This is a genomic window from Mycobacterium sp. IEC1808, assembly GCF_002101935.1.
GTDB lineage: Bacteria > Actinomycetota > Actinomycetes > Mycobacteriales > Mycobacteriaceae > Mycobacterium.
In genome coordinates, this window is sequence record NZ_LQPV01000068.1 from 284170 (window position 1) to 296766 (window position 12597).

Annotated in this window: 12 protein-coding genes; 9 read left to right on the forward strand and 3 right to left on the reverse strand. The window is 66.6% G+C overall.

The window, feature by feature from the left end; all coding sequences use genetic code 11:
- Positions 1–82: 82 nt before the first annotated feature.
- The 3 genes from AWB92_RS27550 to AWB92_RS27560 are packed head-to-tail and all read left to right on the forward strand — an operon-like array spanning position 83 to position 2153.
- Positions 83–1516 carry an FAD-binding oxidoreductase gene (locus AWB92_RS27550; RefSeq protein ID WP_085191318.1) on the forward strand — a complete coding sequence of 478 codons (1434 nt, stop codon included), beginning with the start codon at positions 83–85 and terminating at the stop codon, positions 1514–1516.
- Between the two features lie 53 nt (positions 1517–1569).
- Positions 1570–1851, forward strand: coding sequence for a type II toxin-antitoxin system RelE/ParE family toxin (locus tag AWB92_RS27555; RefSeq protein WP_085191320.1), 282 nt, complete (start codon positions 1570–1572; stop codon positions 1849–1851).
- A 14-nt stretch (positions 1852–1865) separates the two neighbouring features.
- Positions 1866–2153: a HigA family addiction module antitoxin gene (locus AWB92_RS27560; protein WP_085191322.1), complete on the forward strand. Its 288-nt coding sequence runs from the start codon at positions 1866–1868 to the stop codon at positions 2151–2153.
- Between the two features lie 87 nt (positions 2154–2240).
- Here AWB92_RS27560 and AWB92_RS27565 read toward each other — a convergent pair whose 3' ends face one another.
- From AWB92_RS27565 to AWB92_RS27575, 3 genes are all read right to left on the reverse strand, one after another.
- The gene (locus AWB92_RS27565) at positions 2241–5084 is read right to left on the reverse strand and encodes an RND family transporter (protein ID WP_085191324.1); all 2844 of its coding nucleotides are present in this window, start codon (positions 5082–5084) and stop codon (positions 2241–2243) included.
- Positions 5081–5524: an MmpS family transport accessory protein gene (locus AWB92_RS27570; RefSeq protein WP_085191326.1), complete on the reverse strand. Its 444-nt coding sequence runs from the start codon at positions 5522–5524 to the stop codon at positions 5081–5083. The genes AWB92_RS27565 and AWB92_RS27570 overlap by 4 nt, the downstream gene beginning before the upstream one ends.
- Before the next feature lie 187 nt (positions 5525–5711).
- Positions 5712–6140 carry a hypothetical protein gene (locus tag AWB92_RS27575; protein ID WP_085191328.1) on the reverse strand — a complete coding sequence of 143 codons (429 nt, stop codon included), beginning with the start codon at positions 6138–6140 and terminating at the stop codon, positions 5712–5714.
- 108 nt (positions 6141–6248) lie between these two features.
- Here AWB92_RS27575 and AWB92_RS27580 point away from each other — a divergent pair, with 108 nt between their 5' ends.
- From AWB92_RS27580 to AWB92_RS27605, 6 genes are all read left to right on the forward strand, one after another.
- Positions 6249–6821 (forward strand): TetR/AcrR family transcriptional regulator, encoded by a 573-nt coding sequence (locus tag AWB92_RS27580; protein ID WP_085191330.1) that lies wholly within the window; start codon positions 6249–6251, stop codon positions 6819–6821.
- A gap of 86 nt (positions 6822–6907) precedes the next feature.
- On the forward strand, positions 6908–7849 hold the full coding sequence (locus AWB92_RS27585) for an aldo/keto reductase (RefSeq protein WP_085191332.1): 942 nt from the start codon (positions 6908–6910) through the stop codon (positions 7847–7849).
- Entirely contained in the window at positions 7846–8772 is a 927-nt protein-coding gene (locus tag AWB92_RS27590; RefSeq protein ID WP_085191334.1) for a pyridoxamine 5'-phosphate oxidase family protein, read from the forward strand. The genes AWB92_RS27585 and AWB92_RS27590 overlap by 4 nt, the downstream gene beginning before the upstream one ends.
- A gap of 10 nt (positions 8773–8782) precedes the next feature.
- Entirely contained in the window at positions 8783–11314 is a 2532-nt protein-coding gene (locus tag AWB92_RS27595; protein WP_085191336.1) for a SpoIIE family protein phosphatase, read from the forward strand.
- Positions 11314–11631, forward strand: coding sequence for an STAS domain-containing protein (locus AWB92_RS27600; protein ID WP_085191429.1), 318 nt, complete (start codon positions 11314–11316; stop codon positions 11629–11631). Before AWB92_RS27595 ends, AWB92_RS27600 begins: the two co-directional genes overlap by 1 nt.
- Before the next feature lie 4 nt (positions 11632–11635).
- Entirely contained in the window at positions 11636–12418 is a 783-nt protein-coding gene (locus AWB92_RS27605) for a 3-hydroxybutyrate dehydrogenase (protein ID WP_085191338.1), read from the forward strand.
- Positions 12419–12597 lie beyond the last annotated feature (179 nt).

Consider the following 12597-nt stretch of genomic DNA (forward strand, 5'->3'; position numbering starts at 1 on the left):
GGTTGCCTCGCGGCACGCCACAGCGCACCGCGGCCCCCGGGAATGACAATGCGGGCATGACGCAATCGCGGGAGCCCTGACGATGGCGCGTGAGATCTCCCGCCAGGCGTTCCTGCGCGGGGCCGCCGGCGCGTTGGCCGCGGGCGCGGTCTTCGGCTCGGCGCGGGCGACCGCGGCCCCGAACCCCTCCGGCTGGGACGGCCTGACCACCGCCATCGGCGGGCGGGTCGTGCTGCCGCAAGATCCTCAATTCGCCAGCGCGAAGCAGGTTTTCAACACCAACTACAACGGGTTTACGCCGGCGGCGATCGTCACCCCGACGTCGGCGGCGGACGTGCAGAAGGCGATGGCCTTCGCCGCCGCCAATAACCTCAAGGTCGCCCCGCGCAGCGGCGGGCACTCCTACATTGGCGCGTCGACCGCGAACGGCGCCGTGGTGTTCGACCTGCGCCAGCTGCCCGGCGGGATCAACTACGACGCGTCCACCGGGCAGGTCACCGTGACGCCCGCGACCAGCCTGTACGCGATCCACGAGGCCCTGGCCGCGGCCGGACGGGGCATCCCGACGGGTACCTGCCCGTCGGTCGGCGCCGCGGGGCACGCGCTGGGCGGGGGACTGGGCGCCCAATCGCGGCACGCGGGCCTGCTCTGCGACCAGCTGACGGCGGCGTCGGTGGTGCTGCCCGGCGGCCAGGCCGTCACCGCGTCCGCCGCCAACAACCCCGACCTGTTCTGGGCGCTGCGCGGCGGCGGTGGCGGCAACTTCGGGGTGACGACCTCGCTGACCTTCGCCACGTTCCCCACCCGCGACGTCGACGTCGTCAACCTCAATTTCCCGCCCCAGGCGTTCGCGCAGGTTCTGCTTGGCTGGCAGAACTGGTTGCGCACCGCCGACCAAAGCATGTGGGCGCTGGCGGACAACACCGTCGACGGGTTCGGTACGCATCCCCGGATAATGGCGACCTGCCCGGCCGGATCGGGGAACAGCGTCGCGGCCGCCATCACCAAAGCCGTTGGGGTGCAACCGAGCGGGACAGAGAACCACACGTTCAACTACATGGACCTGGTGCGCTACTTGGCCGTTGGCAACCTCAACCCGTCGCCGCTGGGATACGTCGGCGGATCCGACGTCTTCACGGCGATGACCCCGGCCGCCGCCCAGGGGATCGCGTCGGCGGTCGAGGCGTTTCCGCGTGGCGCGGGCCGCATGCTGGCGATCATGCACGCCCTCGACGGCGCGCTCGCCACCGTGGCGCCGGGTGCGACGGCCTTCCCGTGGCGCCGGCAGGCCTCGCTGGTGCAGTGGTACGTCGAGACGGGTGACCCGGCGGCGGCGACGAGCTGGCTCGCCACGGCACACCAAGCGGTGCAACCGTATTCGGTCGGCGGCTACGTGAACTACATCGAGGCGAACCAACCGGCGTCGCGCTACTTTGGGCCCAACCTGTCGCGGCTCAGCGCGGTGCGGCAGAAGTACGATCCCGGCCGGGTCATGTTCTCGGGGCTGAATTTCTAGCGGTCGAGTGATAACGCTTTACGTTAATAACGTTTGACGTTATCATTGGTCGAGTGATCCGCTCGTTCCGGGACAAGGACACCGAGGCGATCTGGCAGCGCCGCTACGTGAAGAAACTGAGTCCGGAACTCAGCAGGCTCGCATACAACAAGCTCGTTCTCATCAACGCCGCCGAGACCATCAACGACCTGCGGGTGCCTCCGGGCAACCGACTGGAGAAACTGGCCGGCCGCCGTGCCGGCCAGTACAGCGTCCGCGTCAACGACCAGTGGCGCATCTGTTTCACGTGGAGCGCCGGCGGGGCCGGGAACGTTGAACTCGTCGACTATCACTAGAAAGGCAAACATAAATGGCAGACTTCGCGCCGACCCACCCGGGCGAGATCCTCAAGGCCGAATTCCTTGATCCGCTTGGTATCTCGCAGTATCGGATCGCCAAGGCGATCGACGTGCCGCCGCGCCGGATCAACGAAATCGTGCACGGCAAGCGCGGCATCAGCGCCGACACGGCGTTGCGGCTATCCCGTGCGCTCGGTCTGAGCGACATGTTCTGGATCAACATGCAGGCTCATTACGACGCCGAAATTGCCCGCGAGCAGCTGGCGGGGGAACTTGCGACCATTGATCGCATCGCGTAATCCGCGAGCGGCCGATGGGTGAGTCTCATTTGTGATAGCGCCGGTGATATCGCAAATGGGAATCACCGCATGGCAGGCTGACAGTGCTCACGTGGCCGGCGTCGCCGCGCGAACCGGCAGCGGACGGGACCGCACCAGCGTCGGCCACCAGAACCACGGCCCGAGGATGCGCAGGATGCAGGGCACGACGAACGACCGCACGATCAGCGTGTCGAGCAGCAGGCCGATGCAGACGGTCGAACCGACCTGGCCGACGGTGCGCAGATCGCTGCTCAGCATCGCCAGCATGGTGAACGCGAAAACCAAACCGGCAGAAGTCACTACACCACCGGTGCTGCCGAGGGCGCGGATCAGACCGGTGTGGATCCCGGCATGCAGCTCCTCTTTGACCCGAAGGATCAACAGCAGGTTGTAGTCCGAGCCCACCGCCACCAGGATGATGAACGTCAGCGGCAGAATCAACCAGTGCAGCGGCAGTCCGATGAGGTGCTGCCAGACGAGTATCGAAAGCCCGAACGCCCCGGCATAGGAGAAGGCCACCGTGCCGGGGATGACAATCGCCGCCATCAGACTCTTCGTGAGGAACAGCATGATCAAGAAGATCAGCACGAAGGCGGCGATCGCCACGATGAGGAGATCGGACGCGGCGTATTGCTTGATGTCCTTGTTGGTGGAGCCGGAACCGCCGATATAGACCTTCGAGCCGGCCAGCGAAGTCTCTTTGAGCGCAACGGTTATGGCGTTGGGGAATTGTTCGACGTGCTGCACGCCTTCCGGACCGTTGGCGTCTCCCTCATGGGTGACGATGATCCGAGCGGCCTGGCCGTCCGGTGACATCAGCAGCTGCATGCCGGTCTTGACGTCTTCGTTGTCGAAGCCCTCGTGCGGGATGTAGAAGAAGTCGTCGCTGCGGGCCTGGTCGAAGTCGAGACCCACATTGATCTGGTCGTCGAACGTCTGGTTGGTCTGGGTGGTCTGCAGAGCCGACTGTCCGTAGGTGCTGACCAACAGGTTCGCCAAGGCCTCCGAGTCGTCGGCCGTCAGCTTCAGCTGCACGATGATCTGCGGCACGATCTTGTCCATCTCCTCGAGGGAGGTCTTGGCGTCGTTGATGTCAGCGGCCAAGTGGTCGATGTTGTCGAGCGTGTCGAACAACGACCTGAACGCCCAGCACATGGGGATGTCGAAACAGTGCCGCTCCCAATAGAAGTAGCTCTTGATGGGTCGGAAGAAGTCGTCGAAGTTCGAGATCTCCTGATTCATCTCGTCGGTAACCCGTTGCAGATCTTCGACGGTGAGAACCGTCTTGTGCAGCTCGTCCGACAGGTTCTGGAAATAGTCGATCTCTTTGCGCGTCACCTCGACGGTGTGCTGCGTGATCTGCGCCTGCTGGTTGGTATTCGCGTTCTGCTGCTGATTGAACGGGAGCTGCTGGCCGCTCCCGCTGCCCTGTGTGGTGAACAGATACGGGATCGTGGCGTGTTCCAAAGCCCGGCCCATCGGCCTGGTGATGCTTTGCACCATCGCGACGCCCGGAAGGCGTTCGAGAGCCTTGGCCGCGCGGTCCAATGAGATGAAGTCGCCCGAGTTCCGCATGTCGTGATCGGTCTCGATCATCAGCATCTCGGAGAACAGCTTGCTCTTCGGGAAGTGCCGATCGGCCGCCTGGAAGCCCAAATTGGCGGGCGCGTTGTGCGGCTGGTACTGGCGGTCGTCATAGTTCTGCCGGTACGTCGGCACGAAGATCGCCCCGAGCAGAACCGCGGCCGCACTGGCGAACAGGATCGGCACCGGCCACCGGACCACGCTCGCCCCGATCCGCCGATACAGGTGTGCCTTGGCCTTGCTCCTCGGGTCGAAGAGCCCGAACAGGCTGCCCAGCGTCAAGAAGGCGGGGCCGAGCGTCAGCGCCGCCGCGATGGTGAACAGCATGCTGATCGCGACCGCCGGGCCCATCGTGTGGAAGTAGTTGAGTCGCGCGAACGTCAGGCAGTAACACGCCCCCGCGATCGTCAGCCCCGAGCCGAGGATGACGGGGGTGACGCTCTTGTACGCGGTGTAGAACGCTTCCTCCCGGCTCTCGCCGTCGTGTCGCGCCTCGTGATAGCGACCCATCAGGAAGATGCCGTAGTCCGTGCCGGCTCCCAGAGTCAGCGCGACGACGATGTTCACGGCGAACGAGGAAAGTTCGATGTACCCGAGATGCCCGAGGGTCGCGATAACCCCCTTCGCGACCAGCATCTCGAACAGCACCCCGGCCAGCGGCACGAACAGGGTGACGATGGAGCGGTACACCAGCAACAACATTCCGATGATGAGGAAGATCGTCACGATCGTGATGTCGTTCAGGCTCGAATTCGCAATCGCCACCGTGTCCGAGGCGAGCGGGGCCGCGCCGCTGACGTAGACCTTGAGCCCGGGCGGCGGCGTGTCCTTTGCGACGATGTCCCGAACGGCGGCAACGGACTCATTCGCTTGCATCTGGCCGATATCGCCCGCGAGGCGCAACAGCACGTAGGCGCACTTGCCGTCGAGGCTCTGCGCGCCGGCCGCCGTGATCGGTTTCCCCCACAGATCCATGGCGTACTGCACGTGCTTGGGGTCGCCCTTGAACCGGCGCATCAAGTCGTCGTAGTACTGGTGATCCGCGTCGCCCAGCGGCCGGTTGGCCTCCAGCACGATCATCGCCAAGCTGGTCGAATTGGACTCGCGGAACTTCGCACCGATGGACAGCAGCGCCCGCTGCGACGGCGCGTAGTGCGGGACCAGCGGGCCGGCGAGCTCCTCGGCGACCCGCTCGACCTGGGGCATGAAGGTGTTCGTCGACACGGCGAGCAGGCCCCAGAAGGCGATGATCGGAATCGCAAGGGCGCGAACTATTCTGGGGACGAACGGGCGCTTCGTCCGGTGCTCCGCCTGTGGCTCGCTCATGCGGATTTCACCAGACAATAGACGTGGGCATCCTGATTGGTATCGGACTGTTCAGCGCGGATGACGCCATTCACCCGCAGTCGGCAGCCGACTTGACCGCCATGCACCTGCGCCGAGAGGCTGCCGGACACCACGGTTAGCGTCGTCGCCTCCGTGTGCGACCACGGCAAGGTCGTGAGGTCGACCCGATGCGGATGCCCGTTGATATCCACCCAGACGAGCATCCCGCCTTCCCCGACGGAGCCGAACAATTCGTATGTGAGCCGCTTGATGCTGAACTCCGGCGGTGCGGCCGGCTGATTGACGGTGATGACGGGCGGGGGCTCCGAGAACTGATGCACCTTGTACATGGCCACCCCGCCGACAGCGAGCGCGATGACGGCAACCAGCGGCAGCCAGACTCGCGCCAAGACCCGCCTGCCCACCGGACGAGGGCTCATTCGATCACCTCTCGTAACTCGCTCGGGCCACCGTCTTCTCCCCCCGGCCCCACCCCTAGGCCAACTGCAGATAGTAGACGGTCATGTACCCAATGGACAGATGATCGTGCAAGAGTAGCGGCCTTGCAGCCGGAACGCGACCGCAACGACCTGCGGGAGCACGCTCCGGTCGCTCACGGCAGCGGCTTCAGGACATCTTTTGCAGACGCCGTTTCAGTCTTGCGCTGCGGATGATTTGAGTCGTGAGATTTATGGACGCCAAGATCGGGAACAGCCCGAGAAACGTCCGCTCGGAGGGCGTCGCCCCATGCAGGTGGTAGAGGCTTCCGAACACGTAGAAGCAGCCCAGCGAGAACAACGCACCCGGGATGCAGAGCGTCAACACCGAGCTACGGGCGCCGAGGAGGTGCCTCGCGTAATCCAGCTCCTCTTGCGACATGGGTTCGCGCTTGCGCACTTTGCGCGTAACCGCTTTGGCGCTGCCGATTTCGTCGCTCAGCGGGGGAGGCGGCCTGTCCTGCAGCCGTTTGACATGGACGGCCGCAATGGCGGCGAACACGAACGCGAACGCGAGCGCGAGCAGCGTCAGGAAACCGAACAGAGCCGCAGTGACCATCTCGCTCCTTCATTCCCCGCGGTCGAAGGCCGCTCCAGACGCTACGCCACCCGTCCCGTGCACGGCGGCCGACCGAAGATAGCCGACCGGTCGGCTACTATTGTCGCCATGCCCCGCCCACCGAACCCCGAAGTGCGTAGCCGCCTGCTCGCGGCGGGCCTGGAGCTCGTGCACGCGCGCGGATTCGCCGCCAGCGGCGTCAAGGACATCACCGACGCGGCCGGCGTCCCGAAGGGCTCGTTCTACGCGTATTTCCCCAGCAAGGAGGCTTTCGCCGCGGCGATCCTCGAGCATCACTGGGAAGACGTCGAGGCGCGGCTGCTGCCGATCCTCGAGGCGGACGGGCCGCCGCGGGAGCGAATCACCCGCTTCTTCCACGCGCTGGCCGACGAGCACGAGGCCGGCGATTTCGTGCTCGGCTGCCTGGTCGGCAACCTCTCGCTCGAACTCGGCGGGTCCAGCGAGCCGGTGCGCAGGGAGCTCGTGAGCATTCTCGACCGCTGGGGTGCCGCCCTCGGTCAGTGCCTGCGGTCCGGCGACCGCGGCGACCTCGACGCGGGGGACCTGGCCCTTCGGCTGATCGAGGCGTGGGAAGGTGCCGCCCTGCGCGGAAAAGTCGCCCGCAGCCGCGTCCCGTACGACCGGTTCGAGGCGGTCACGGTCCCGGCGCTGCTGCGCTGATCGGTCGCTTCGGGAATGGCGTGACCGCGGCGTCTGTTAATTAGACGACTGGTCATTTATAGTACGAGCCCAGGAGGCTGAGCGCCATGACGTTAGACCAGAAGCTAAGCGATCACCGATTCTCATTGAACGACGGCAGCGGTGCGATTCCGGCGCTCGGATTCGGGACGTCGCTTTCCGATCGCAACGAGACGCGAAACGGAGTCAAGACCGCAGTCGAGATCGGGTTCCGCCACCTCGACGCGGCCGAGCGGTACCGCAACGAAGCGGACGTCGGCGCGGCGCTCAAAGAGTTGTTCGCCGCCGGGACCGTGCGTCGTGACGAACTGTTCGTCACCACCAAGCTGTGGAACAACAACCATCGGCCTGAACGGGTGAAGCCCGCGCTGCGGGCCAGCCTGGACAAGCTCGGCCTCGAGGCGGTCGATCTGTATCTGGTGCACACGCCGTTCGCGTTCCGGCCCGGCGACGACCAAGACCCCCGCGACCGGCACGGAGCCGTGCTCTACGACGACGGGGTCACGCTGGAGGAGACCTGGGCCGCGATGGAAGCCCTTGTGGACGAGGGCCTTTCGCGGTCGATAGGTCTGTCGGACATCGACGCCGCGGGCGCCCGGAAGATTGTCGAAACCGCCCGGATCAAACCGTCCGTCGTCGAGGTCGAGTCGCACCCGTATCACCCGCAATGGGAACTCCACGAACTGTGCAAGGAGCACGGGATCATCCTGTTGGCCTTCGCCTCGCTGGGCCATGCGCTCGAACCGCGATTGCTCGACGACCCGCTCATCGTCTCGATCGCTCGGCGCGTGGGAAAGACGCCGGCGCAAGTGCTCTTGGCGTGGGGCATCCAGCGCGGCTCGGCCGTCCTGACCGCGTCGGTCAAACCCGCACGCATCGGCGAAAACTTCGACGTCACCGCCCTTCCTGAGAGCGCGATCCAAGAGATCAACGAAAGTCTGGTAACTCGATACCGGTTCAATTCCGTCGTCGACGCCGGACAACCGGGCTTTGCCGAGGTGCCGCGATGACATCGAGCGTGGGTTTCCACGCCGGTGAGTTGGCCGTCCAGCGACGAGCCGGCGTCGAGGCCGAAGCCGCGCGGCTCGCCGCGATGGTCGGGCGCGGGCAACTGCGCGCCGGCATGGCCGCGTTCCTCTCCGAGGCGCCGTTCGCGGCCATGGCCGCCCGAGATCGGTCCGGACGGCTTTGGACCTCACCGCTGTTCGGCGCACCCGGGTTCCTGCGGGCGGCCTCGCCGACCGCCCTGGAGATCGGAGCGGAGCTGCCGAGCGCGGACCCGCTCCACGGCCTACCCTCCGAACAACCGGTGGGTGTCATCGCCATCAACTTTCTCACCCGGAAGCGCGTCCGAATCAACGGTCTTCTCAGCTCCACCGAGCCCGGCGCTCTGACCGTCGACGTGGACCAGGCTTACGGCAACTGCCCGCAGTACATCCACCAGCGTCGCGTCGACGTCCATGGGGCGCCCGCCGACGACCGGAAGCCGTTGTACTCCGGAAATGCGTTGCGAGCCGAGGACATTCGTCTCATCGAGGCGGCCGACACCTTCTTTCTGGGCACTACCCACCCCACCGCCGGCAGCGACGCCTCCCACCGCGGCGGGCCCCCGGGGTTCGTCCGGGTTGCCGCGGGCCGCCTGTGGTGGCCCGACTTTCCCGGCAACAACATGTTCAACAGCTTCGGAAACCTCGCCGCCGACCCCTCCGCGGCGCTGCTGTTCGTCGACTTCCGCGCCGGCATCACGCTCCAGCTCTCCGGCCGCGCGAGCGTCCACTGGGACGACCCGGGCGACGCCGGCACCGGACGCCGTGTGCAATTCAGTCCCGAGTGGGTAATCACCACCGCAATACCCGCCCTCGGTGACACCGACCACGCCCCTTACCCGGCCAACCACCGAGGCCAAAACGGAGAGCCGGAATTTAACAATTAGATTTGGAGCTATGGGGCAAGACGACCGGGACGACGTGAGTTCCCAGCTGGACGAGCTGGCGGCTGCTCGCGACCAGTTGGAACACCTGGTCCGGGTCATCGTCGAGATCAACGCCGACCTGGATCTGGATTCGACGTTGCATCGAATCGTCAACGCGGCGATGGAGCTGACCGACGCCCGGTACGCGGCGCTGGGCATCAGGGCGCCCGACGGCACGCTGGCCTCGTTCGTTCAGGCGGGCATCGACGCCGACACGGCTCGGCGGCTCGGCGACCTGCCGGTGGCCGACGGCCTGCGCGTCGACGATCTGAGCGCCCACCCGGCGACCGCCGCACTGCAGCCGCGCGACCCGAAGCTGCGGGCGCTGCTCGGCATACCGATCACCGTGCGCGCGGCCGACTTCGGCAGCCTCTACCTCGCCGACGATCGTCCGGGCCGGGTGTTCACCGACTCCCACGAATCCGCGGTCCGGGCACTGGCCACGGCGGCCGCGGCCGCCATTGACAACGCGCGATTGTTCGAGCGGGAACGCGAATCGTCGAAATGGACGAAGGCCAGCCGGGAAATCACGACCGCGCTGCTGTCCGGTGACCCACAGACCGGGCCGTTGCAGCTCATCGTCAACCGGGCGCTGGAGTTGGCCGACGCCGAACAGGCCATCTTGCTGGTCCCACGGGAGCCCGATCTGCCGTCCGATCAGGTCGACACCCTGGTCGTGGCCGCGACGGCGGGCCGGTACGCCTCGGAGGTGATCGGCCGGCAGGTGCCGATGGACGCCTCCACCACCGGCGGCGTGGCGCGTCGGGGCCTGCCGTTGATCACCGATTCCTTCCAGTATCCGATCGAGGGGTTCACCGACGCCGGTGAACGCTCGGCGATCGTGATGCCGCTGATCGCCGACGGCCGGGTGCTCGGGGTGATTGCCGTCGCGCGCCACCCGGGGCGGCCGGCGTTCGGCAACGATTACCTCGAGCTGGTCAGCGACTTCGCCCGGCACGCGGCCATCGCGTTGGCGCTGGCGGCGGGCCGCGAACACGCCCTCAACCAGGAACTCGCCGAAGCCGACAGCGTCGAAGATGCCGTGCACGCCGCGGCCGAGGAACTCCGCCGGCTGTGGCGGGCCCGCCGCGTCCTGGCGGTTACCTTCCCGACCGACGACTCCACCGCGGAAACCGCCTCTCGTGAACCGTCGGTGGAATCGGTCGGCGAGTCGGCGCAGTGGGCGGACCTGCCCTCCGAAACGCGCCGGATGCTCAGCTCGTTGCGCGACGGCGACCTGCTCACCCCGAACGCCGCCGAGCCCGGCACCGCGGGCATCGCGCTGCAGCATCCCGAGGGCGTGCTCGTCGTGCGGATCGACCTGACCGAGCGGCGGCCGTTCACCCTGGAGGACCAGACGCTGCTGACCGTGCTCGCGGGCCGTCTCGGTCAGGGGCTGCAACGGGTGCACCAGGTCGACCAGCAGCGCGAAACGGCCCTCGCCCTCCAGCACGCCATCCTCGGCCCCGCCGACCTACCCCACGGGTTCGCCGTGCGCTACCAGGCCGCCAGCCGGCCCCTCCAGGTCGGCGGCGACTGGTACGACGTCGTCGACCTGGATGACGGGCGCATCGCGTTAATCGTCGGGGATTGCGTCGGCCATGGCCTGGCCGCCGCCACCGTGATGGGGCAGGTGCGCAGCGCCTGCCGCGCGCTGCTGTTCGAGAACCCCAGCCCCAGCGCCGCCCTGGCGGGCATCGACCGCTTCGCCGCGCGGCTGCCCGGCGCGCAATGCACCACCGCCGTCTGCGCGGTGCTCGACCCCGAGACGGGTGAACTGGTCTACTCGAGCGCCGGGCACCCGCCGCCCGTCCTCGTCGACGCCGACGGAACCACCCGAATGCTGGACGACGGCCACACCATCGCGCTCGGGGTTCGACCCGACTGGCCCCGCCCCGAAGCACGGGTGACCATTCCGCCGCGCGCCACGTTGCTGCTCTACACCGACGGACTGGTCGAACGTCGCCGTCGACTGCTGCACCAGGGCATTTCGCGCGCGGCCGCCCTCGTCCAGGACGGGCGCGATTCCACACTGGACGATCTGGCCAACCAGATCATGGCCGGTCTGGCGCCGGAAGGCGGCTATCAGGACGATGTCGTCCTGCTGCTCTACCGCCATCCCGCCCCGCTGGAGTTGGAATTTCCGGCCGACGTCAGCCAGCTCGCACCCACCCGCACCGCACTGCGCCGGTGGCTGACCCGGGCCAAGCTGGACGCGGATCAGACGATGAACGTGCTCGTCGCCGCCGGAGAGGCCGTCGCCAACGCCATCGAGCACGGTCACCGCCACAGCCCCGGGGGAACGATCAGCCTGGGCGCCACCATCTTGGTCGACCAGGTGCGCTTGACCATCACCGACACCGGCTCGTGGAAACCCCCGCAGCCGGCTGCCGAGACGAATCGCGGCCGTGGCATCGCTTTGATGCGGGGCCTCATGCAGGACGTCACCATCAACCCTGAGGCCGCGGGAACTACGGTTCACCTATGCGCGAGGATCACCTGATGCCCACGTCGCTGACCCTCGACACCGCGCGCCGCGACGACGGGAAGCTCGTGCTGACCGCGACGGGGGAAATCGACCTGAGCAACATCGACGAGTTTAACGACGCACTCAGGAGAGCCATCGCCGAGGCCGCGAACAACAGTGGCACGTTTACCGTCGACCTCAGCGCGGTGGAGTACCTGGACAGCGCCGCCATCAACGCCTTGTTCGCCCGGGCCGCACACATCGATGTCATCGCCCACCCGCTGGTGATGCCCGTCCTCACCGTGAGCGGCATAACGGAACTCGTCACCGTCGAACCGGCATCCGAACGCTGACCCGATGCTGCGCGAAAAGTCGGTACTCGTAACGGGTTCCACGTCCGGTATCGGCCTCGGCATCGCGCGCGCCTTCGCCGCCGAGGGCGCGAACGTCACCCTCAACGGCTTCGGCGATCCGGAGGCCGTTGAGGCACAGCGGCGCGACATCGAGGAGACGTTCGGGGTGACCGCGGCCTATTCGGGTGCCGACGTGACCAAGCCGGACGAGGTCGCCAAAATGATCGCCGGCGCCGAAAAGTCCTTCGGCGCAATCGATGTCCTCGTGAACAACGCCGGCATCCAGTACGTGGCGAAGCTGGAGGAGTTCCCGGTCGACAAGTGGGACGCCGTGATCGCGACGAATCTGTCGGCCGTGTTCCACACGTGCCGCTGTGCGCTGCCCGGGATGAAACGCCGCGGCTGGGGCCGAATTATCAACATCGCCTCGGCGCACGGCCTCGTTGCCAGCGCCGAAAAAGCGGCATATGTCGCGGCCAAGCACGGCGTTGTCGGACTGACAAAAGCGGTGGCCATCGAAACCGCCAACCACGGCATAACATGCAACGCGATCTGTCCCGGTTGGGTGATGACGCCCTTGATCGCCCAGCAGATCCAAACGCGCGCCGATGCGGCGGCCAAGTCGTTCGACGAGGTCAAACCGGAATTCGTCGCCGAAAAGCAACCGATGGCCCGCTACACCCAACCGGAGGACATCGGCGCGCTCGCGGTCTTTTTGGCCGGCGATGCGGCCGCCACCATCACCGGCGCCAGTTATTCGATCGACGGCGGGTGGACGGCCCAATGAGGCGAAATACGCGACGGCCCTGAGATTTTGGGCGGCGAGCGCAATCAACCTCTTTTGCCGGCCGCCGCCCGCGGTTGAGGCTCATCTGACCGGTGTCATTACTGAAAAACGGAGTTTTCGTAGGCATTTCGGCGATATCCCAGTACGCTCTTATTGCTGAGTCATCGGGCGACTGTCGC